The sequence below is a fragment of the Planomonospora sp. ID82291 genome (assembly GCF_015711645.1).
In the GTDB taxonomy this organism is placed as follows: Bacteria; Actinomycetota; Actinomycetes; order Streptosporangiales; family Streptosporangiaceae; genus Planomonospora.
Genome location: NZ_JABTEX010000001.1, coordinates 88,352 through 110,056 on the forward strand (window position 1 = coordinate 88,352; position 21,705 = coordinate 110,056).

Sequence of the window (21,705 nt, forward strand, 5' to 3'; positions counted from 1 at the left end):
TCCTCAGCTGAGCCGCCGCGGCCCGCCGTCGGGGCGCGGTCCTCCGGGATGGCGCAGTACGGCGCGGGCCCCCAGCACGACGACCTCCGACTCCCCCACCAGCACCGGGTCGAGGTCGAGCCCGGCCACCTCGGGCAGGTCGTCGGCCAGCCGGCCGACCCGGACCAGCAGGTCCTCCAGGGCCTCGACCGCCACCGGCGGGTAGCCGTACTCCCCGAAGAGCAGCGGCGCCGCGCGCGGCGACTCGACCAGCTCGGCCGCGTCCTCGCGCGTCAGCGGGGCCAGCCGGTAGGCCTCGTCCCGCAGCAGCCGGGCCGTCACCTCGCCCAGCCCGAAGGAGACGACGGCGCCGAAGCCGGGGTCCTCGACGAGGTTCACCACGGTCGGCACCGCGGGCTGGGGGACCATGCGCTGCACGGCGAGCACGGCGTCGGGACCGAGCTGGCGGAGCAGGTCGGCGAAGGCGTCGCGCACCCCGTCCGGGCCGGCCAGGCCGAGCCGGACCGTGCCGGCCCGCTTGGCCGCCTCGGGGTCGGCGGCCTTGAGCACCACCGGCCAGCCCAGCCGCTCGGCCGCCGCCACGGCCGCCTCCGGCGAGCCGACGACCTCGGCGGGCCAGACCGTCAGCCCGTAGTGCGCCAGCAACTCCGCGACCTCCGCCTCGGCGGGGACGCGCTCGCCGGTCTCCCCTGCGGTCACCGCCGCGACCGGCGCGGTCCCCCCGCTCTCCGGGAACTCCGCACTCTCCCCGCTCTCCAGGAACTCCCCGCTCTCCCCGCTCTCCCCGCTCTCCGCGGACGGAGCGCCGTCCGGCGCCGCCCCGCCGGACGGGCCCCCTGCGGGCGGGGCCGCCAGCAGCCGCTCGACGAGCGCCCTCGCGGCGGCGGCGTCGACGTCGTCGAGCTCCTCCACCGGCGCGCCGGCGGGCCGCTCCCGCCAGCGCGCGTACCGCACGACGTGGGCCAGGGCCCGGACCGCCTCCTCGGGCGCCGCGTAGGACGGGATGGAGCCCCGCTCGGGCACCTCCGCCCCGACCCGCAGCTCCGCGGGCATGCCGAGCTGCCCCTCGAAGGTGGCCAGCACCGGTTTGCCGCCCTCGCGCGCGACGCGCAGCAGCTCCGCGGCGACCTCGCCGGCCCGTCCCGGGATCGGCGGCATGTAGATCGCGACCGCGGCGTCCACCTCCGGGAGCAGGGCGGCCAGGGCCGCGCCGAACTCGGCGGCCCCGGCGCGCGCGCCGAGGTTCACCGGCGGCCGGGGCTCCAGCCCCGCGCGCGCGCACGCGTCCACGGCCAGCAGCGCCAGCGCGTCGGAGTTGCCGACCAGGCCGACCCGCGGACCGGCGGGCAGCGGCTGGTGGGCCAGGAGCTGCGCCACGTCGAACTGCTGGATCAGGTCGTCCACCCGGATCACCCCGGCCTGCTCGAACAGCGCGCTGAGCGCGGTGTCGGGCAGGCCGAGCACCTGGGCGGCGTGACCGACGGGCACGCCCTGAGTGGTGCCGCCGCTCTTGACCACGACGATCGGCTTGCGCCGGGAGATGCGCCGGGCCAGCCGGGCGAACTTGCGCGGGTTGCCCAGCGACTCCAGGTAGAGCAGGATCACGTCGGTGGCGGCGTCCTCCTCCCAGTACTGCAGCAGGTCGTTGCCGGACACGTCGGCCCGGTTGCCCGCGGAGACGAACGAGGAGATGCCCATGCCGCGCTGGGCGACCCGCTGCAGCAGCGCCGTGCCCAGCGCGCCCGACTGGCTGAAGAAGCCGACCCGGCCCCGGCCGGGGACGGTCGCGGCGAGGGTGGCGTTCAGCCGGACGGCGGGGTCGGTGTTGGCGATGCCCAGGCAGTTGGGGCCGACGACGCGCAGGCCGTACGCGCGGGCGATGCGGACCAGCTCGTCCTGCCGGGCCCGCCCCTCCGCACCGGTCTCGCCGAAGCCGGAGGAGACCACGATCAGCCCGCGCACGCCCTTCTCCGCGCACTCCTTGACCACGTCGATCACCCCGTCGGCCGGTACGGCCAGCACCGCCAGGTCCACCTCGCCGTCGATGGCCGTCACGCTCGGGTAGGCCCGGACCCCCGCGACGGCCCGCGCCTCGCGGTGGACCGGGTAGACCGGGCCGGCGAAGTCCGCGCCGAGCAGGTTGCGCAGCACGGTCTGGCCGACGCCGCCGGGCTCGCGGCCCGCGCCGACCACCGCCACCGAGCCGGGGGTCAGCAGCCGCTCGATGGAGCGGGCCTCGGCCCGGTGCTCGCGGGAGGCGGTCACCGCCTGGGAGGTCTCGGTCGGGGTGAGGTCGAGGGTCATCCGCACCACGCCGTCGGCGAAGCGGCTGCGCGCGGTGTAGCCGGCCTGCTTGAGCACGCCCATCATCTTCTGGTTGGCGGGCAGCACGTCGGCGACGAACCGGGCGATGCCGTTCTCGCGCGCGGTCTCGGCCAGGTGCTCCAGCAGGACCGAGGCGACGCCGCGGCCCTGGTGGGCGTCCTCGACGAGGAAGGCCACCTCGGCCTCCTCCGCGTCGATCCGGTCGTAGCGGATCACGGCCACCATCTCGGTGCCGATCGTCGCGATCAGCGCGACCCGGTCCACGTAGTCGACGTTGGTGAAGCGGGTCACCTCCCGGTCCGACAGGCGGGGGCGGGGGCCGAAGAAGCGGAAGTAGATCGACTCCTCGGACAGCCGGGAGTAGAAGGTCCTGAGCCGGTCGGCGTCGGCGGGCCGGATCGGGCGCACGTGCGCGGTGCCGCCGTCGGACAGGACGACGTCCGCCTCCCAGTGGGCGGGGTATTGAGCCTCCACAGTCCCGAGGGTAGACGCGAATCCCACATGTCGGACCAGCCGGGTGGGTTAGCGCAACGCTTGTGCATCGACTGCGGTCCCGTGTCCGATCCGGTGCCCCCATCCAGGCGGGAAACTGTTAGGTTTTTCGCGGTCCCCTAAGCATGTTCGGCATCGAAGTCACAAGGCGGTGGACATCATGACGCGGGTGGTCGTGGTGGGCGATCTCATGACCGACGCGGTCGCGCGGGCTCGCTATCCGCTGGCCCGGGCCAGCGACACGCCGGCCGTGGTCACGATGCACGGCGGGGGGTCGGGCGCCAACATCGCCTCCTGGCTGGCGGTGGAGGGCGCGGAGGTGGCCTTCATCGGCCGCCGCGGCGCCGACATCACCGGCCGCAACCGCGACATGGAACTCATGGGGTACGGCGTCGACGCCCGGCTCGTCATGGACCCCGAGCGCCCCACCGGCACCTGCGTGGTGCTCGTCACCCACAAGGGCGAGCGGACCATGCTCTCCGACCCGGGCGCCAACGCGGCACTGTCCCCCGAGGACCTCCCCCGCGACCTGTTCGCCCAGGGCGGCCACCTGCACCTGTCGGGCTACACCCTGATCAACGAGGGCTCGCGTGAGGCCGGCCTGGCGGCCCTGGAGATGGCCGGCCGCGCCGGGATGACCGTCTCGGTCGACTGTGCCTCCTCGGCCCCGCTGGAGCGCACCGGCGCCGAGCCGTTCCTGGAGTGGACCCAGAACGCCAAGCTGCTGTTCGCCAACGCCGACCAGGCCAAGGTCCTGACCGGCCGCGACGATCCGGCCGCCGCCGCCAAGGTGCTCACCGCCTGGTTCCCCCAGGTCGTGATCAAGCTCAACGACGAGGGCTCGCTGTGGTACTCCAACAGCCGCAGCGAACCGGTCCGGGCCTCCGCCGAGTCCGTGGAGCGCGTGGTCGACGGCACCGGCGCCGGCGACGCGTTCACCGCGGGCTTCCTGCCGGCCTGGCTGGAGGGCAAGCCCCCGGCCGAGTCTCTCGCCGCGGGCAACCGCCTGGCCGCCAGGGCCATCGCCCACCTCGGCGCCCGCCCCCGCCTCTGACCGGCGGACTGCCCGGAGCGCCTCTGACCGGCGGACTGCCCGGAGCGTGTCCGCCCCACCGGGCCACCCGCTCATGTCCGGTGACGGCGCGCCGGTGCGCCGCGTCCGTCGGCCCGGCCGCTTCGCGGGTCCCCTCCGGCTCCCCGCCCTGTGCAGACCCGTGACGCGCCCGCATGGTGCGGGCTAGCTCGTCACCGCCAGGGCGAGGGGCAGCACGGCCGGGGCTCCGGCGTGGCGGAGCAGCGCGGTCCCCAGCGTCATGGTCCAGCCGGTGTCGACGCGGTCGTCGACCAGCAGGACCGGGCCGCCCGCCTCGGCGACCGCCGCGCCGAGGGCGGAGGGCATGGCGAGCGTGGCCCGGATGGCCTGGACCCGCTGGGCGCTGTTGAAGCGCCGCGCGGGCGGCCCCGACCGGTAGCCCAGGTCGCCCAGGTAGGACAGGCGGCCGACCTGCGCCAGCCGCTCGGCCAGACTGCGGACCAGCACCGGGCGGGTGGCCGACGGCACCGCGACCACGGCGACCGGGCGCTGCGCCCACTCCCACGACGAGAGCACGGTGACCACCGCGGCGAACACGTCGTCGGGGACCGGGCCGTCGGGGGCGCCCTCGGCCAGCAGCCCGCGCAGCCGGTTGCCCCAGCCGATGTCGGTGAGCCGGCCCAGGACCCGGCCGGGCTCGGCGCCCAGCTCGGGCTTGATCCGGCCCTTGAGGTCGCTCAGCCCGGACGGCCACTGCCGGCGCGCCTCGATCTCCACGCCGGGCCGGTGCAGGCTCTCGGCGGCGCGCTCGACCGCGCGGGCCTCGACCTCGGGCGAGCGGTGCGTCCCGGTGCAGTTGTCGCAGCGCCCGCACGGCGTGGCGGAGTCGTCGTCCAGCCGGCGGCGGAGGAACTCCTCACGGCACCCGGCGGTGTCGAGGTAGTCGAGCATGGCCTTCTGCTCGGCCTCGCGCTCGGCGGCGACCCGGGCGTAGCGGTCCGCGTCGTAGTCCCACGGCTCGCCGGTGGCCTCCCAGCCCCCCTTGACCCGGCGCACCGCGCCGTCGACGTCCAGGACCTTGAGCATGCTCTCCAGCCGGGTCCGGCTGAGGTCGACCCGGCTCTCCAGTGCGGCCGTGGACATGACCCCGCCGTCGGCCAGCGCCGCCAGCACGGTGCGCACGACCTGCTCGGGCGGGAAGGCCAGCGAGGCGAAGTAGGACCAGATCTCCCGGTCCTCGGCACCCGGCAGCAGGATCACCTCGGCCCGCTCGACCCCGCGACCGGCACGGCCGACCTGCTGGTAGTAGGCGACCGGCGACGGCGGAGCCCCGACGTGGACGACGAAGCCCAGATCGGGCTTGTCGTAGCCCATGCCCAGCGCGGAGGTGGCGACCAGCGCCTTGATCTTGTTGTCGAGCAGCGCCTGCTCGGCGGCGAGCCGCTCGGCCTGCTCGGTCTGGCCGGAGTAGGCGGCCACCTCGTGGCCCTGCTCGCGCAGGTAGGCGGCGATCTCCTGGGCGGCGGCCACGGTGAGGGTGTAGACGATGCCGGAGCCGGGCAGCTCGTGCAGGGCCTGGGCGAGCCAGGCCAGGCGCTGCTCGGCGCCGCGGAGCCGTACGACGCTCAGGTGGAGGCTCTCGCGCTCCAGCGGCCCGCGCAGCACGAGCGTCTCCTCGCCGAGCTGCTCGGCGACGTCACGGGTGACGCGGGCGTTGGCGGTGGCGGTGGTGGCCAGCACCGGCACGCCCTCGGGCAGCTCCTCGAAGAGCGTGCGCAGCCGCCGGTAGTCGGGGCGGAAGTCGTGGCCCCAGTCGGAGATGCAGTGCGCCTCGTCCACCACGACCAGGCCCGCGCTCTCGGCGAGCTCCGGCAGGACCTGATCGCGGAACTCGGGGTTGTTGAGCCGCTCGGGGCTGACCAGCAGCACGTCGACCGCGCCCTCGGCCACCTGCCCGTAGATCTGCTCCCACTCCTCGGGGTTGGCCGAGTTGACGGTGACCGCGTGGATCCCGGCCCGCTCGGCGGCGGCGATCTGGTTGCGCATCAGGGCCAGCAGCGGCGAGACGATGACGGTCGGCCCCTCGCCCAGCTCGCGCAGGAGCGCGGTGGCGATGAAGTAGACCGCCGACTTGCCCCAGCCGGTGCGCTGCACGACCAGGACCCGGCGCCGGTCCATGACCAGCGCCTTGATCGCCGCCCACTGGTCGTCGCGCAGCCGGGCGTGCTCTCCGGCGAGCGCCCGCAGGCGCTCCTCGGCCTCCTGGCGCAGCATCTGCTCTTCGCTCACCGGTCATTGCTATCAGGTCCCGGTGACGGTTTCGCCCCACCCGCCCCGCCCGCGCCGTCCGGCCGCACGGCGGGGGCGGGCCGTACCGCCCGGCGGACCGGGGACCGGGGCGGGCGGTACGGCGCTCCCGGAAGGTCAGACCTCCTCCACCGACCCGCACTCCCCTTCCTCCATCGGGGCCGCGTCGTCGGCGTAAGCGTCCTGCAGCGGGCCGTCGCCGCCGCCCTCGGACCGGAAATCGGGACGGTGGAAGCGGCCGGGGAGGTCGCATTCCGTGCCCGCGCTCCACCCGTCGATGCCGTCGCCCTCCCAGTGGCGGAGCCGGCCGCCCCGCTCGTCCCGCCAGAACTCGTGGCGCGCCTTGGTGTAGGCCATCACCCGGACGATGGGCCCGGCCTTGCCCGCGGGCCGGACCGCGTAGACGAACCGCGCCTCGTACGTCACCACCAGCAGGGGGCCGACGTCCTCGTCCTTGCCCGGACCGGCGGAGAGCCTTCCCTTCACCTTGACGCCATCGCCGACCAGTTCGGTCGTGCCGGGCGCGAAGCTGAACACCCAGGCCCGGGTGTCCTTCGTGCCGTCCTCGTGGTCGAGGTTCTTCAGGAAGAACGTCCGCTGCTCGGGGTCGAGCAGCCAGGCGTAGGCCTCGGGCTTCCCGCCGAGCAGGCTCTGCTCGTCGAGATGGGCGGCCTCCAGCAGGCGCCTGCCGACCTTGTAGGCCGCTCGGACGTCCTCGGCCGTGAAGCGGCCCACGGCCTCGGCCGCCGGGGCCTCGATCCCCGTGATCCCCTCGGCGAACCTCTCCGCGGGGGACCCCTCGAACGGCGCGTCCTCGGTGACCACGGCCGGATCCGCCACCGCCTCCCCGGCGGCCCTGCCCACCGCGTCGATCGCTCCGCAGCCGGTCAGCGCGCCCGCCAGGCACACGGCCGCGATCATTCGCCTCAGTCCAGGGCCATGCACCGGCGCATCGTAGTGAAGGTGATCTCCACCGGTACATCCGGATACGGGCACCGGCGAGGACGTGGTTTCATGAGGCTCACTATGGACGTCACCACCTGGTACCTCGAGCAGACCTCCCCCGCCGACCTGCGCCCCGCCGAACCTCCGGTGATCGAGCTCGACGTCGTGCGCGCCGAGGTCGCCTCCCCGGAGTTCAGCCGTTTCCTCTACACCGCCGTGGGCGGCGACTGGCAGTGGACCGACCGGCTGCCGTGGACCTGGCGGCAGTGGGCGGACCACCTGGACCGGGGTGTGGAGACCTGGGTGGCCTACCACCGCGGCACCCCCGCCGGGTACGCCGAACTGCTCCCGCAGGACGACGCGGCGGTCCAGATCATCTGCTTCGGTCTCCTGCCCTGGGCGATCGGCAGGGGCGCGGGCGGGCACCTGCTGGAGGCAGGCACGGCACGCGCCTGGGACCTGGCCGAGCGCCTGCCGGACCGCGAGCCGACCCGCCGGGTGTGGCTGCACACCTGCTCCCTGGACGGCCCGGCGGCGCTGGCCAACTACCGGGCGCGGGGGTTCCGGGTCTACGACACCCGGACCGGCGTCCCGGGCGACGCGGACGAGGGCTCCACCCCCGGTCCCTGGCCCGGCGCCGGTCGGCGCGACCGCGGGTGACGGCCGGCGCCGACGCCGCGGGTGACGGCCTGCTTCGGCGTTGACGTCGCGGGCACTCCTTGTTCTTCGGCACAATGTTCGATATGGCCCGACGGACGACCACACCCCCCGCTGACGAGGACTTCGAAGAGCGGATCGTCGACATCGACGTTTCCGCCGAGATGCGCACCAGCTTCCTCGAGTACGCGTACTCGGTGATCTACCAGCGCGCGCTGCCCGACGCCCGGGACGGCCTCAAGCCGGTCCAGCGCCGCATCCTCTACTCGATGAGCGAGATGGGCCTGCGGCCCGACCGCGGGCACGTCAAGTCGTCGCGGGTCGTCGGCGACGTCATGGGCAAGCTGCACCCCCACGGCGACACCGCCATCTACGACGCGCTGGTCCGCATGGCGCAGCCGTTCTCCATGCGGCTGCCGCTGATCGACGGGCACGGCAACTTCGGCTCCCCCGACGACCTGCCCGCCGCGATGCGCTACACCGAGGCGCGCCTGGCCGCCGCGGCCATGGCGATGGTGCAGTCGATCGACGAGGACACCGTCGACTTCAAACCCAACTACGACGGCCAGGAGACCGAGCCCACGGTCATGCCGTCGGCGTTCCCCAACCTCCTGGTCAACGGCGCCACCGGCATCGCGGTCGGCATGGCGACCAACATGGCCCCGCACAACCTGGTCGAGGTCGTCGCCGCCGTCCGCCACCTGATCAAGAAGCCGGACGCCACGCTCGAGGACCTGATGCGGTTCGTCCCGGGCCCCGACCTGCCCACGGGCGGCACGATCATCGGCCTGGACGGCGTCCGCGACGCCTACGCCCGCGGCCGGGGCACCTTCCGGATGCGCGCCAGGTGCGCGGTCGAGCAGGTCAGCCCCCGGCGCAAGGGCATCGTCGTCACCGAGCTGCCGTTCAACGTGGGTCCGGAGCGCGTGGTCACCAAGATCCGCGAGCTGGTCACGGCCAAGAAGCTGCACGGCATCTCCGACCTGAAGGACCTCAGCGACCGCCACCGCGGCCTGCGGCTGGTCATCGAGATCAAGAACGGCTTCATCCCCGAAGCCGTGCTGGAGGAGCTCTACCGGCTGACGCCGATGGAGGAGACCTTCGGCATCAACAACGTGGCGCTGGTCGACGGCCAGCCCCGCACGCTCGGGCTGCGCGAGCTGCTCCAGGTCTACGTGGACCACCGCCTCGACGTGGTCCGCCGCCGCTCGGCCCACCGCCGCCGCAAGCGCGAGGAGCGCCTGCACCTCGTCGAGGGCCTCGTCGTCGCCCTGCTCAACATCGACGAGGTCATCCGCGTCATCCGCTCCTCGGACGACTCCGCCCAGGCGCGCGAGCGCCTGATGGCCGCCTACGCGCTGTCGGACGTCCAGGCCGCCTACATCCTCGACACCCCGCTGCGCCGGCTGACCCGCTACGACAAGCTGGAGCTGGACCGGGAGCAGGAGACCCTGCGGGCGGAGATCGCCGAGCTGACCGCGATCCTGTCCTCGGAGGACCGGCTGCGCAAGGTCGTCTCCGACGAGCTGGCCCAGGTCGCCAAGACCTACGGCACCCCCCGCCGCACGGTCCTGCTGGAGGCCTCCGGCGCTCCCAGGAAGACCGCGGCGCCGCTGGAGCTGGAGGTGCCCGACGACCCGTGCCTGGTCCTGTTCTCCTCCACCGGCCTGCTGGCCCGTACGGCCGACGCCTCCCCGCTGCCCCGCGAGGGCGGACGGTCCCCCCACGACGTGCTCGTCTCCGCGGTGCGCAGCACCGTCCGCGGCGAGGTGGGCGTGGTCACCAGCCACGGCCGGATGATCCGGGTCCAGGTCGTGGACCTGCCGACCCTGCCCCCCTCCGCCGATCCGCCGTCCCTGTCCGGCGGCCATCCGGTCTCCGAGTACGTCGCGCTGAACCCCGGGGAGACGGTCGTGGGCATCGGCTCCCTCGACCCCGACGGGCCCGGCCTGGCGCTGGGCACCGCGCAGGGCGTGGTCAAGCGGGTCGTGCCCGACTACCCGGCCAACCGCGACGACTTCGAGGTCATCGGGCTCAGAGACGGCGACACCGTGGTGGGTGCGACGGAGCTGACCTCCGAGGAACACGATCTGGTCTTCATCACCTCCGACGCCCAGCTCCTGCGCTTCTCCGCCTCCATCGTCCGGCCCCAGGGCCGGCCGGCGGGCGGCATGGCCGGGATCCGGCTGGACGGGGGCGCACGGGTGATCTGGTTCGGCGGCGTGGACCCGGCTCTGGAGTCCAGGGTCGTGACGATCGCCGGTTCCTCCACCGCCCTGCCCGGCACCCAGACCGGCGGGGTCAAGATCTCCGATTTCGCCGAATACCCGGCGAAGGGCCGTGCCACCGGCGGGGTCCGCGCCCAGCGGTTCCTCAAGGGCGAGGACGTCCTGCTGCTCGCCTGGGCGGGCCCCGGGCCGGCGCGCGCCGTCTCGGCCACCGGCAAGCCGGTTCCGCTCCCCGAGGAGCTCGGCCGCCGGGACGGTTCGGGCCTCCGCCTCACCCACGCGGTCGCGGCCGTGGGCGGCGCCCTGGGCTCCTCGCCGGACGCCGCCGCCGACGAGGCCGCCGGACGGCCCCCGCAGGCGGCGGAGTAGGGTCCGGCCGGTCCGGGTCCGCCGCTCCACCGGGCGGACCCGCCCACGGCCCTCTCGCCGGAGGTCCGCGAGAGACCGCGGGCGGGCGGTGGACGGCGCCGCGCGTCTCAGTCCACGCAGAGGCAGAACGGGTGTCCCGCTGGGTCCAGATACACCCGGAACGACCCGGTCTCGTCCGGTTGGTGTGTGTGCTTGACCCCGCCCAGGGCCAGCACGGCCGCCTCGGCCTCGTCGAGATCGTCGACGGTCAGGTCCAGATGGAACTGCTGGGGGCGGGCGGGGTCGGGCCAGTCCGGCGGCCGGTGGTCGGGCGCCTTCTGGAAGGAGATGCGCTCCGCCTCCCCGGTTCCTTCGATGGTCACCCAGTCGTCCTCGACCGTGGTGGTCTTCCAGTCGAGGAGCGCACCGTAGAAGTCGGCCAGGCGGTGGGGGTCCGGGCCGTCGAGGACGACGGCCCGGATACGTGCGATTCCCATGTTTCCTCCCAGAATGACACCATCGAATACTCCATGATGGTGTTGCACTTGATCGACTCCCCCCTTCCCCCGCCCATCCGGATCATGCGCGACCGGTCAGGCGGGCGATCCCTGAAGGGCCGACCGGATGGCCGCCAGCAGCTGCCGCGGCTCCCCCGCCTCCCAGAAACGGACGACCCGGGCGACCTCCTCGCCCGGCCGGAACTCTCCGGTCCCCTCCGGACCGAAACATCCGACGTCCGCGAGCGCCGCCAGGAGCGGGTCGTCCTCGCCCAGCGCCTCCACGTAGACCGTCGCGTCCAGCAGCGCCAGCGCCGAGCGCGCGTTGCGTCCCCCGTCACGGGGCTCCACGCGGTCCAGTTTCCTTCTGGCCTGGGCACGCAGGTAGCCGGCCAGGGATTCGGTTCTGCTCATGGCCCTTCCCGAGGTCATTCACCGTATGTCAGAGGTCGATCACCTAAAGTGATCGACGATGCGGGATCCTAGCCGAGAAGACGGGAAGTGGTGCCCCGGAAACCTCTATGAAACGGACATGAGGGATCATCGAGATGCTCATTTCACTGACCGAGGGGTGCGCTTGTGAGTGCGTTCGACGACCTGCTGACCGCCAACGAGAAGTTCTCCGCCACGTTCACCGACGCGGAGCTGACCGGCAAGGCGGCCCGGGGACTGGCCGTCGTCACCTGTATGGACTCGCGTATCGACCCGCTGGGCGTGTTCGGCCTGAAGCCCGGTGACGCCAAGATCCTGCGCAACGCCGGAGCCCGGGTCACCGACGACGTGCTGCGCACGCTCGTCCTGGCCGTCTACCTCCTGGGGGTGAACCGGGTGCTGGTCATGCCGCACACCGACTGCGGCATGTCCAAGGTCACCGACGACGACGTGCACGCGCTCGCCGCCCGGCACGGCGTCGACACCCGCAGCCTGGAGTTCCACACGGTCCCCGACCAGGACGCCGCGCTCCGCCACGACCTGGTGCGGATCAGGACCAGTCCCTTCCTTCCGGAGGGGATGGCCGTCGGCGGCGCCATCTACGACGTGCGCACCGGAAAGCTCGTGCCGGTCGAGCTGTGAGCCCCGCTCCGCGGAGAGGGCCGTCGGCACGCGTGGCGCTCACCGGTCCTCTCCGCGGGGCCGACGGGATCCGGCCTTCGGGCCGGGCCGCGGACCGGCGACCGGATCCGGCGAACGCGGACGCGACGAACGCGCCGAGGCCCCGCCGGCGGGGCCTCGGCGCGGCGGCCGGAAGACGGTGGCCGGAAGCCGGAAGCCGGAAGACGGTGGCCGTCGGGCGGCTCAGGCGTCGATGTGGTCGCGGTCGACCTCGGCCGCGCTGCCGACGATGAACTCCCGGCGCGGGGCCACGTCGCTGCCCATGAGGAGGTCGAAGATGCGCTCGGCCTCCTCGACGTCCTCGATCCGGACCCGGCGCAGGGTCCGGTGCCGGGGCTCCATGGTCGTCTCGGCCAGTTGGTCGGCGTCCATCTCGCCCAGGCCCTTGTAGCGCTGGACCGGGTCCTTCCACCGCTTGCCACGGCGTTCGAGGTCGCGCAGGACGCGATGGAGCTCGGCGTCGGAGTAGCAGTAGACGTACTTCTCCTTGCCCCGGCCCGGGTTGGTGATCTCGATCCGGTGCAGCGGCGGAACCGCGGCGAAGACCCGGCCGGCCTCGACCAGCGGCCGCATGTAGCGGTGGAACAGGGTCAGGAGCAGGCAGCGGATGTGCGCGCCGTCGACGTCGGCGTCGGCCATCAGGATGACCTTGCCGTATCGTGCGGCCTCCAGGTCGAACGACCGGCCGGAGCCCGCGCCGATGACCTGGATGATGGCGGCACACTCGGCGTTCTTGAGCATGTCGGCGACGGACGCCTTCTGCACGTTCAGGATCTTGCCGCGGATCGGCAGCAGCGCCTGGAACTCCGAGTCGCGCGCCGCGCGGGCGGTGCCCAGCGCCGAGTCCCCCTCGACGATGAACAGCTCGCTGCGGTCCACGTCGTCGCTGCGGCAGTCCACCAGCTTGGCCGGGAGCGCGGAGTTCTCCAGGGCGGTCTTGCGCCGCTGGTTGTCGCGGTGCTCGCGGGCCGCGATGCGGGCCTTGGCCGCAGCGGTGATCTTCTCCAGGACCGCGCGCAGCTGCGGCTTGAGCGTGCGGGAGGGGGTGGTGAAGAACTCCTTGAGCTCCCGGGAGACGACGTGGGAGACGATCCTGCTGGCCGCCGCGGTGCCCAGGACCTCCTTCGTCTGCCCCTCGAACTGCGGCTCGGGCACCCGGACGGTCACCACGGCGGTGAGCCCCTCCACGATGTCCTCGCGGGTGACCGGCGCGTCGTTGCTCTTGAGCAGGCGGGTCTCCCGGAGCTGGTCGTTCACCGTGCGCACCAGGGCCCGCTCGAAACCGGTGACGTGCGTGCCGCCCTTCGGCGTGGCGATCACGTTGACGAAGGAGCGGACGGTGGCGTCGTAGCCCTTGCCCCAGCGCAGCGCCACGTCCACGGTGAGCTCGCGCTGGACCTCGGTGGAGGTCATGTGGCCCAGGTCGTCGAGGACCGGGACCGTCTCGTGGAAGTGGCCGACCCCCTGCAGGCGCAGCACCTCGCACACGGCCTCGTCCCGGGCGAGGAAGTCGGTGAACTCGGAGATGCCCCCGTCGAAGCGGAACTCCTCCTCGGAGGGCTCCTCGCCCCGGCTGTCCCGCACCGACAGGGTGAGGCCCGGCACGAGGAACGCGGTCTGGCGGAGGCGGACGTGGATCTCGTCGAGGGAGACCTCGGCCTCGGGCAGGAAGATCTGGCGGTCCGCCCAGAAGCGGACGCGCGTGCCGGTGACGTCGCGGGCGAGCGCGCCGCCGTCGCGCAACCCCGACTTCTTCTTGAACTTGGCGGTGGGCCCGTCGCCGTCGAAGACCCCGGGGACGCCCCGGCGGAAGCTGATCTCGTGGATCCGGCCCTCGCGGTCGACCTCCACGTCCAGGCGGGAGGACAGGGCGTTCACCACGGAGGCGCCGACGCCGTGCAGTCCGCCGGAGGCGGCGTAGGATCCGCCGCCGAACTTCCCGCCGGCGTGGAGCTTGGTGTAGACGAGCTCGACTCCGGCCAGGCCGCTCTTGGGCTCGACGTCGACGGGGATGCCCCGGCCGTTGTCGCGGACCTCGATCGAGCCGTCGGGGTGGAGCTCGACCTCGATGCGCGTGCAGTAGCCCGCCAGCGCCTCGTCGACCCCGTTGTCCACGATCTCCCACAGGCAGTGCATGAGACCGCGGCTGTCGGTGGACCCGATGTACATGCCCGGGCGCTTGCGGACGGCTTCGAGCCCTTCCAGCACCGACAGATGACGGGCCGTATAACCCGCCTCCGTGCTAACTGCGGTCACACCCACTCCCACTCTGCTCGAACACGTGTGCGCAGCTTACCGTTCTTCCCGCCGCGGCGCGTCCCAGCTTGTCAGCAGAGGGCCGCTCGCGTTACCCGGGGCGAGAACCCCGTCACTCCCGGTCGCATTCCGCTCTCGGCGTACTCGCAGGTCGATTGGGAACGTCCGCATCGGGTTAGATGTTGTCTCAAGTGACTGACGCCCGATCCCCCACGTCGGGGATGACCCGAAAGGCGATACGTGACTGGAGCTCTCGCCCCCGCCAAGCCGTTGACGGCCACGGACCGCTGTGACCGGTGCGGCGCCCAGGCTTACATCCGAGCCACCCTTCCCGTCGGTGGGGAGCTGCTGTTCTGCGCCCACCACGGGCGGCAGCACGTCGCCGTGCTGCGGGACAAGGGTGCCGACATCCAGGACGAGTCGGCGCGCCTCAGCGCGACCACCTCGACCGCCAGCAACGACGAGAGATAGAACCGACGAGAGACAAGGGCTCCGCTTCATCGGACCCGATAGTGATATCGGGCCGACACCGTGAAACCCAGCCGCTCGTAGAGCGACCGGGCCGCGGCGTTGGCCTCCACCACACATAGGTACGCATGCCGAGCGCCCTGCTCCCGCCCGTGCGAGAGCAGGGCGTTCAGCATGCGCCGCGCGTGGCCCCGCCGCCGCGCGTGCGCCGCCGTGGCCATGCAGTAGATACCGAACCACTCCCCCTGCGCGACGCCCCGTCCCACCGCCTCCGCTCCGAGGGAGCCGTAGACGGCGGGCACGCCGGTGAGGATCCGGCGGGCCGTCTCCCGGGCGTCGCCGCCGCCCCTGCCGTCCACGGTCCACCAGACGTCCAGCCACGTCGAGTCCGGTTCCGCCGCGAGCCGGACCTCCGCCTCGGCCCCGCCGCCCTCCGGCACGCCGTCCCCGCCCGGCCGCGGCTCCCCGCCCCGCACCGGAGCGCTCCCCGGCCCGGCGCCCCCCACCGCCGCGACCGACTCCAGCGGCGCGACCATCACCAGGGTGGGATCCACGACCCGGTAGCCACGAGCCTCCAGCAGTCCGTCCAGCTCCGCCGCCGCGCCCGCGCCGACGGAGAAAGCACAGGGCAGCCCCCGGCCGGCGTAGAACTCCTCCGCCGCCTCCACCGCCGCCTCCAGATCCCGCCGCTCCCCGAGCGGCAGGACCGAGTTGGCCCGTTTGGTGACTCCGCCCGCGGCGCGCAGTGTCCATCCGCCGGAGTCCGTCCGGCTGAGGGCGGGCCACGCCTGGTCGACCAGGCGGTCGAACACGTCGTCCGTCATGGCCAGAGATCATAGGGGCCAGAGATCATAGGGTTCATCCACCGCACCACTTTCCCCTGGGTACGGCGCTCCCCGCGGCCCGGCGGCTCCCCGCAGGCCCCTAAGCTCGGGAAGCGTGCTGATTCTGCTGCCTCCCTCGGAGGGCAAGGCCACGGCGGACGCGGGCCCCGCCCTCGACCTGGCCTCTTTGAGCTTCCCGTCCCTGCCCCGGCGGACCGTCCTGGAGGCGCTGACCACACTGTGCGGACGGCCGGAGGAGGCCCGGTCCGTGCTCGGGCTGTCGGAAGGCCAGACCGGCGAGCTCACGAAGAACCTGCGGCTGCGGACCGCTCCCGCGCTGCCCGTCGCCGAGCTCTACACCGGAGTGCTCTACGACCACCTCGGCCTCGCCTCCCTGACCGCGCAGGCCGCCGGGCGGGCGGCGGAGCGCCTGCTGGTCTTCTCCGGCCTGTGGGGGCTGCTCCGGATCACCGACCGGGTCCCGCCGTACCGGCTGTCCATGGGGGTGCGGCTGCCGCCGCTCGGCGGACTGGGCGCCTTCTGGCGCCGGTCGCTCACCCCGGTGCTCGACGCCGAGCCGGGCCTGGTCGTGGACCTGCGCTCCGGCACCTACGCGGCGGCCTGGCAGCCGGGCGGCCGGGGAGTGGCGGTGCGCGTGCTCAAAGACGGGAAGGTCGTCAGCCACATGGCCAAGGCCACCCGGGGGGTGATCGCCCGCAGCCTGCTCGAGGGCGGCGCCGACCCGCGGACCCCGGAGGAACTGGCCAAGGTCCTCGGCGATCTCGGCCACGTGGTCAGGCTCGGCCCCGCACCCGGCGGCAGGCGCCCGTGGACTCTGGACGTCCTGGTGTGACGGCGCCGGGCCCGCCTCCGGCCCGCCGGAACCGCCGGCCGCTCGGGGGAGCGGGACACGCCCCCTCCGGACGGAGCACGCCGGGCAGGGCCCGTGCCGGTCGGCACGGGCCCTGTCTCACAGAGATCCGCAGGTCCCCGCGGCGCCCCACCGCGGGATCCCCGGAGGTCGGGACCTAGTCCAGGTAGTCGCGCAGGACCTGGGACCGGGACGGGTGGCGGAGCTTGGACATCGTCTTCGACTCGATCTGGCGGATGCGTTCACGCGTCACCCCGTAGACCTTGCCGATCTCGTCCAAGGTCTTCGGCTGGCCGTCGGTGAGACCGAACCGCATGGAGACCACACCCGCCTCGCGCTCGGAGAGCGTGTCCAGAACGGAGTGGAGCTGCTCCTGCAGCAGCGTGAAGCTCACCGCGTCCGCCGGGACGATCGCCTCGGAGTCCTCGATGAGGTCGCCGAACTCGCTGTCGCCCTCCTCGCCCAGCGGCGTGTGGAGGGAGATCGGCTCGCGGCCGTACTTCTGGACCTCGATGACCTTCTCAGGGGTCATGTCGAGCTCGCGGGCCAGTTCCTCGGGGGTCGGCTCGCGGCCGAGGTCCTGCAGCATCTGCCGCTGGACGCGGGCCAGCTTGTTGATGACCTCGACCATGTGGACCGGGATGCGGATGGTCCGCGCCTGGTCCGCCATGGCGCGGGTGATCGCCTGCCGGATCCACCACGTGGCGTAGGTGGAGAACTTGTAGCCCTTGGTGTAGTCGAACTTCTCGACCGCACGGATGAGGCCCAGGTTCCCCTCCTGGATCAGGTCCAGGAAGAGCATGCCGCGGCCGGTGTAGCGCTTGGCCAGCGAGACCACCAGCCGGAGGTTGGCCTCCAGCAGGTGGTTCTTGGCCCGGCGGCCGTCCTCGGCGATCCACTCCAGCTCCGCGCGGACGTCCACCGGCAGCTGGTCGCCGTCGGTGCCCAGCTGCTCCTCGGCGAACAGGCCCGCCTCGATGCGCTTGGCGAGCTCGACCTCCTGCTCGGCGTTGAGCAGGGGGACCTTGCCGATCTGCTTGAGGTAGTCCTTGACCGGGTCGGCGGTGGCTCCGGCGGCGGCGACCTGCGCCACGGGGGCGTCGTCGTCGTCGTCGGAGAGGATCAGCACCTCTTCGTCGCTCTGCGGGACGGCCACGTCGGCGACGACCTCGGGCTTGGCCTCCTCGTCGGCCTCGGCCTCGGGCTCCGCCTCGACCTCGACGTCCTCGACCTCCACTTCGAGGTCGAAGTCCTCGATCTCGACGTCCTCGAGGTCGATCTCCTCCTCGTCCTCCCCCGCGGCCGCCTTCGGCTTCGGGTCGGTCTTGGGCGCGAGCGCCTCGGGACCGGCGCTCTTGGCGGGTCCCGAAGAGGGCTTCTTCGCGGCCGGGGCGACCTTCTTCGCCGGAGCCGCGGGCTTCTTGGGCGCGGGGGCCGGCGCGGGCTCGGAGCCGCCGACGACAGCGGTGACGGTCTCCGGCTGCTCCTTGGCCGCCGCGGCTGCGGTCTTGGTCTTCTTGACCGGGGCGGGCGCGGCGGGGGTCCGGCGCTTGGCCGGAGCCTTGGGCTTCTTGGGGCCCGCGGAGTCCTCGGCGGTCAGCCGTACGATGATGCCCTCTTTGCTGAGGTTGCGCAGGATCCCAGCGACCTGCGCCATCGGAATGTCCGCTTCCTCGACGGCCTTGCGGACATCCTCGGACTCGAGGAACCCCTGCGAGCGCCCCCGCTCCATCAGCTGCTGAATGACGGGCTCGTTCAGCTCGGATGGCTTCGAGCGAGTCGAACTTGCAGGCGACACGAACACCTCTCGAAGGAAAGCGTGACGAGAATGGACTCAGATGCCCGCTAGGGGCGGATGCCTCTAGTGGTGCTCAGAGAGGCCGCACGAACCGCGACGCACCTGCCCAGCATTCTGACATGACACCGTGATCCAAACGGCCGCCTCCTGGCGGTTGCCCTCCACCCTAGGCCGACGAAGACAGTAGTGCGTACGGAAGCGGGGCACCGATACCCGAAAGCAACCCTTATGACTGTTTCATTCAGTCACTCTTCGTGGTTGGCGGAACATGAATTGCAAGTACCGTGACGTCGTCATCCTGCTCATACCCCGCCAGCATGCGATCCACCAGGAAATCCAACAACATATGCGGACTACTGACAACTTCCGGCGGCGCTTCGGTTACGACCGAGCAAAGTTCCGCGAGGCCGGCGTCCAGCCCGCGCTTGCGGTTCTCCACCAGGCCGTCGGAGTACAGGACCGCGGTGTGGCCCGGCGGGACGCAGAACCTGAACTGCCGCCGGCTCGCCGGCCAGCCGAGCGGGGTGCCCGGTTCCCCCTCGCACAGCAGCGGCATGCCCTGAGGTGAGACCAGCAGGGGCGGCGGGTGGCCGGCCAGCGCCAGCGTGCCCTCGCCCGTTCCGGGTTCGACCACCATGTAGGCCAGGGTGGTAACCTGCTCCTCCTCCTCGGTCGCCTCGAAGACGCGGTCCAGACCGGTGAGCACGGCGGCGGGCGGCGGGTTGGTCAGGGCCAGGGCCCGCATCGCGTTGCGGATGCGGCCCATCCCCGCCGCGGCCTTGACGCCCTTGCCCATGACGTCGCCGACCACGGCCGCGACCCGGCCGTCCTGCAGGACGAACGCGTCGTACCAGTCGCCGCCGACCTGCACGTGGCGGCTGCCCGAGCGGAACCGCTGGGCCAGCATGAGGCCGCGGACCACCGGCAGGCGGTCCGGCAGCAGGCTCCGCTGGAGCGTCTCCGCGGTGCGGTGCTCCCGCTCGAACAGGGTGGCCCGTTCGACGGCGAGCGCGCACTGCCCGGCGAGGGCCTCCAGGAAGACGCCGTCCTCCTGGGAGATCTTCTGCGGGCGGGTGAAGGCGAACCGCAGCGCGCCCAGAGCACGCCCCGCGGCCAGCAGCGGCAGACCCACCCAGGCCCGCTCGTCGCTGTGGGCGAGGAAGCCGTTGATCACCCCCTCGTCGGCTCCGGCGTCGACCAGCTGGGCCCGCAGGCTCTCCGGGGATTCGGCGAAGACCGGACGGCGGCTGTTCACCGCCATGGTCATCACGCTGGAGTGCGCGAGCGGGATCTCCTCTCCCGGCGCGCCCGGGACGTCGGGGATGCCGCCGTTGTTGACCAGCTTCAGCACGGACCGGTCGGCGTCGAGCAGGGCCACGGCCGACCGGTCGGCCGCCAGCGCCGTACGGCCCACGTCGATGATGACCTGCACGACCTGCTCCACCGTGAGCGCTTCGGCCAGCTGCGCCGTGGCGCCCTGCAGCCGCGCCGTGCGCAGGGCCGCGGCGCCGAGCTGATCGGTCAGCCTGCCGCGCATCTCCTCGGCCTCGCGCTGCGGGGTGACGTCGGTGTTCGCCCCGACCCACTCGACCACCCGGCCGTGCCGGACGATCGGTACGGCACGCACCTCGAAGTAGCGGTAGCCGCTCGCCCGGGTGCGGACCCGGTAGCTCCACTCGAACATGGTCCGGCCGCGCAGCGCCTCCCGCCAGGCCTCCTCGGTGTGCGCCCGGTCGTCCGGGTGCACGGCCTCCAGCCAGCCGCCCGCGAGGTACTCCTCCAGCCCCTGACCGGTGATGGCCCGCCACTGCGGCGCGTCCTCCTGGACCGTGCCGTTCGGGGCGGTGATCCACACGAGCTGCGACTGCGCCTCGACCAGCGACCGGTAGCGCTCCTCGCTGCGCCGCAGGTTCTCCTCGACCAGCCTGCTCTCGGTGACGTCGACGCCCACCAGGCAGACCGCGCGGAGCACGTCCGTGTCGTCGTGGACCGGCGAGAAGGTCAGCGACCAGTGCCGGGTCTCACCGTCGGCCGTGCGCACCCGGATCCGCTGGTCCCCCTCGGCCTCCGCACCCTCGACGACGGCGCGGACCGCCCCCTCGACCAGCGCGGTGAGATCGGCGGGGAGCAGCCCCGCCGGGGCATGGCCCACCAGCCGCTCGGCGGGCAGGCCCACCATCTCGGCGAAGACCTCGTCCACCCGCTGGAACCGTCCGGCGGGGTCGAGGAAGGCGAAGGCGAACGGCGACTGCGACAGCAGGCCCTGCAGCAGGCCGGAGTCCGAGATGTCCACACCCGACTCCCGGGGACGGGGCACGGAGGTTTCGGCGCTCATGGTCGGCACCTCCGTCGCGTGCCAGGGTCTCCCACGAGGCACATCTCCAAACTTGCGAATTGGCGTAGCGCAGCTCCGGAAACCGGATCCTGCAGCACATCATCGGCGATGGGCGCCTGCGGACGGAAGTCCCGCCCATGATGCGACGAACCTCCCCGGTCCGAAGACCAGGGTCTCCACGTTAACGCGACAGGTCTCCGGTGGGAGAGACCCCGCCCCCCGCGCCCGGCGGACCGTCCACCGGGACCCGTGGACGCCCGATCCGCACCGGAGACACGGACCTCGCGGGTCTCCCGTCCCCGTCACCGCGGGAGACGGCGGGGCATCCACCACCCCGCCCTCCCCTTCGACGCGCCCCGGTCGTCACCGCCGGCACGTTCAAGCGTTCGCGGCCAGGACCCTAGCAGGATCGAGCCGGACCGTCCCGACAACCGCCCACCTCGCCTCCGCCGTCTCCTACCGGCAAGATCAGCCTACTGACTCCCGCCCGTTTTGGCTTCCCCTTCGCGGACACATTCTTTACTTTCCTCCTGCCGCGATGAGTCAACGATGGAGTCAGCTTTCCCTCCCGCTTCCGGGAGGCTTGACACCGGCGCGATAAGTTGTGGAATGAAAACGCACGTCCCCGCCGTCCACCCGGGGCCACGTCCCCGGTAATCCGGAGGAATGTGACATCCATGCCCGTTCTCGCCATCCGCTCCGTCAGCGGTACGACCACGTTCCACGACTCCCTGAGCAGCCGGCTGGCCGCCGAGTTCCGCACCCTGCCCCCGGGGACCGTCGACCGCTGCGTGGCGGACGTCCGGGCCTGCACCGAGCATCTCGGCGTCGAGGCCACTCCCGAGGTCGTCGAACGGGTCGCCCGCGAACACCTGCTCGCCATCGTCAACTCCGCGCCGCCGCCGCGAAGTCCCCGGTAACATCGGGATCACCGAGCCGCGTTCCGCGCACCCATCGGCTCGGGAACGCGAGAAGGTCGGAGCGTGAGCGAGCGAGCCCATGGGCACGGCAGCGTCCGCGGATGCGCGATCCCCCGCCGAGGGCGGGGGATGCGCGTGAGCGAGCGCGGCGAGCGGGCCGATGGGCACGGCGGCGTTCGCTCACGCGCGCCTCTCGCCGAAGGCGAGGAGTCTGCATGAGCGAGCGAGCCGACGGCCACAGCCGCCCGGGGGTCATCCGGTCGGCGGAGGAGGCCGCTTGAACCGCCG

At 72.7% G+C, this 21,705-nt stretch carries 16 protein-coding genes; 7 read left to right on the forward strand and 9 right to left on the reverse strand.

Annotated elements, in window-relative coordinates:
* Positions 1–3: 3 nt before the first annotated feature.
* On the reverse strand, positions 4–2,799 hold the full coding sequence (locus tag HS045_RS00440) for a bifunctional GNAT family N-acetyltransferase/acetate--CoA ligase family protein (RefSeq protein WP_307827332.1): 2,796 nt from the start codon (positions 2,797–2,799) through the stop codon (positions 4–6).
* Between the two features lie 178 nt (positions 2,800–2,977).
* Between HS045_RS00440 and HS045_RS00445 the strand changes: the two genes are divergently transcribed.
* Positions 2,978–3,871, forward strand: coding sequence for a carbohydrate kinase family protein (locus HS045_RS00445; RefSeq protein ID WP_196449199.1), 894 nt, complete (start codon positions 2,978–2,980; stop codon positions 3,869–3,871).
* Positions 3,872–4,054: 183 nt separating this feature from the next.
* Here HS045_RS00445 and HS045_RS00450 read toward each other — a convergent pair whose 3' ends face one another.
* Positions 4,055–6,124, reverse strand: a complete 2,070-nt coding sequence (locus HS045_RS00450; RefSeq protein ID WP_196450968.1) for a RecQ family ATP-dependent DNA helicase — start codon at positions 6,122–6,124, stop codon at positions 4,055–4,057.
* Positions 6,125–6,274: 150 nt separating this feature from the next.
* Positions 6,275–7,078 carry a hypothetical protein gene (locus tag HS045_RS00455; protein WP_196449200.1) on the reverse strand — a complete coding sequence of 268 codons (804 nt, stop codon included), beginning with the start codon at positions 7,076–7,078 and terminating at the stop codon, positions 6,275–6,277.
* A 93-nt stretch (positions 7,079–7,171) separates the two neighbouring features.
* On the opposite strand from HS045_RS00455, the gene HS045_RS00460 reads away from it, so the two are divergent.
* Positions 7,172–7,762 (forward strand): GNAT family N-acetyltransferase, encoded by a 591-nt coding sequence (locus HS045_RS00460; protein WP_374191353.1) that lies wholly within the window; start codon positions 7,172–7,174, stop codon positions 7,760–7,762.
* Between the two features lie 83 nt (positions 7,763–7,845).
* Positions 7,846–10,356, forward strand: coding sequence for a DNA topoisomerase (ATP-hydrolyzing) subunit A (locus HS045_RS00465; protein ID WP_196449201.1), 2,511 nt, complete (start codon positions 7,846–7,848; stop codon positions 10,354–10,356).
* Between the two features lie 107 nt (positions 10,357–10,463).
* Here the strand turns inward: HS045_RS00465 and HS045_RS00470 are convergent, their stop codons facing one another.
* Both HS045_RS00470 and HS045_RS00475 read right to left on the reverse strand, forming a co-directional pair.
* Positions 10,464–10,832 carry a VOC family protein gene (locus tag HS045_RS00470; RefSeq protein WP_196449202.1) on the reverse strand — a complete coding sequence of 123 codons (369 nt, stop codon included), beginning with the start codon at positions 10,830–10,832 and terminating at the stop codon, positions 10,464–10,466.
* 96 nt (positions 10,833–10,928) lie between these two features.
* Positions 10,929–11,246 (reverse strand): hypothetical protein, encoded by a 318-nt coding sequence (locus tag HS045_RS00475; protein ID WP_196449203.1) that lies wholly within the window; start codon positions 11,244–11,246, stop codon positions 10,929–10,931.
* A gap of 165 nt (positions 11,247–11,411) precedes the next feature.
* Here HS045_RS00475 and HS045_RS00480 point away from each other — a divergent pair, with 165 nt between their 5' ends.
* A complete protein-coding gene (locus tag HS045_RS00480) occupies positions 11,412–11,906 on the forward strand; it encodes a carbonic anhydrase (protein WP_196449204.1) in 495 nt (164 codons plus the stop codon).
* A gap of 222 nt (positions 11,907–12,128) precedes the next feature.
* Here the strand turns inward: HS045_RS00480 and HS045_RS00485 are convergent, their stop codons facing one another.
* Positions 12,129–14,201 (reverse strand): type IIA DNA topoisomerase subunit B, encoded by a 2,073-nt coding sequence (locus HS045_RS00485; protein WP_196449205.1) that lies wholly within the window; start codon positions 14,199–14,201, stop codon positions 12,129–12,131.
* A 240-nt stretch (positions 14,202–14,441) separates the two neighbouring features.
* Here HS045_RS00485 and HS045_RS00490 point away from each other — a divergent pair, with 240 nt between their 5' ends.
* Entirely contained in the window at positions 14,442–14,672 is a 231-nt protein-coding gene (locus HS045_RS00490; RefSeq protein ID WP_196449206.1) for a hypothetical protein, read from the forward strand.
* A 26-nt stretch (positions 14,673–14,698) separates the two neighbouring features.
* Here HS045_RS00490 and HS045_RS00495 read toward each other — a convergent pair whose 3' ends face one another.
* Positions 14,699–15,493: an N-acetyltransferase gene (locus tag HS045_RS00495; RefSeq protein WP_196449207.1), complete on the reverse strand. Its 795-nt coding sequence runs from the start codon at positions 15,491–15,493 to the stop codon at positions 14,699–14,701.
* A 115-nt stretch (positions 15,494–15,608) separates the two neighbouring features.
* Here HS045_RS00495 and HS045_RS00500 point away from each other — a divergent pair, with 115 nt between their 5' ends.
* Positions 15,609–16,346 (forward strand): YaaA family protein, encoded by a 738-nt coding sequence (locus HS045_RS00500; RefSeq protein WP_196449208.1) that lies wholly within the window; start codon positions 15,609–15,611, stop codon positions 16,344–16,346.
* 175 nt (positions 16,347–16,521) lie between these two features.
* Here the strand turns inward: HS045_RS00500 and HS045_RS00505 are convergent, their stop codons facing one another.
* Complete coding sequence (locus HS045_RS00505; protein ID WP_196449209.1) at positions 16,522–18,162, reverse strand: RNA polymerase sigma factor; 1,641 nt, start codon at positions 18,160–18,162, stop codon at positions 16,522–16,524.
* Between the two features lie 241 nt (positions 18,163–18,403).
* Positions 18,404–20,497 (reverse strand): SpoIIE family protein phosphatase, encoded by a 2,094-nt coding sequence (locus HS045_RS00510; RefSeq protein WP_196449210.1) that lies wholly within the window; start codon positions 20,495–20,497, stop codon positions 18,404–18,406.
* Positions 20,498–21,174: 677 nt separating this feature from the next.
* Between HS045_RS00510 and HS045_RS00515 the strand changes: the two genes are divergently transcribed.
* On the forward strand, positions 21,175–21,417 hold the full coding sequence (locus tag HS045_RS00515; RefSeq protein ID WP_196449211.1) for a hypothetical protein: 243 nt from the start codon (positions 21,175–21,177) through the stop codon (positions 21,415–21,417).
* Positions 21,418–21,705: the final 288 nt, after the last annotated feature.

Coding starts and splice junctions, on each gene's coding strand:
- HS045_RS00460 (WP_374191353.1), top strand. CDS start 7,172: ATGAGGCTCACTATGGACGTCACCACCTGGTACCTCGAGCAGACCTCC.
- HS045_RS00470 (WP_196449202.1), bottom strand. CDS start 10,832: ATGGGAATCGCACGTATCCGGGCCGTCGTCCTCGACGGCCCGGACCCC.
- HS045_RS00465 (WP_196449201.1), top strand. CDS start 7,846: ATGGCCCGACGGACGACCACACCCCCCGCTGACGAGGACTTCGAAGAG.
- HS045_RS00475 (WP_196449203.1), bottom strand. CDS start 11,246: ATGAGCAGAACCGAATCCCTGGCCGGCTACCTGCGTGCCCAGGCCAGA.
- HS045_RS00445 (WP_196449199.1), top strand. CDS start 2,978: ATGACGCGGGTGGTCGTGGTGGGCGATCTCATGACCGACGCGGTCGCG.
- HS045_RS00455 (WP_196449200.1), bottom strand. CDS start 7,078: ATGATCGCGGCCGTGTGCCTGGCGGGCGCGCTGACCGGCTGCGGAGCG.
- HS045_RS00515 (WP_196449211.1), top strand. CDS start 21,175: ATGCCCGTTCTCGCCATCCGCTCCGTCAGCGGTACGACCACGTTCCAC.
- HS045_RS00510 (WP_196449210.1), bottom strand. CDS start 20,497: ATGAGCGCCGAAACCTCCGTGCCCCGTCCCCGGGAGTCGGGTGTGGAC.
- HS045_RS00495 (WP_196449207.1), bottom strand. CDS start 15,493: ATGACGGACGACGTGTTCGACCGCCTGGTCGACCAGGCGTGGCCCGCC.
- HS045_RS00450 (WP_196450968.1), bottom strand. CDS start 6,124: ATGCTGCGCCAGGAGGCCGAGGAGCGCCTGCGGGCGCTCGCCGGAGAG.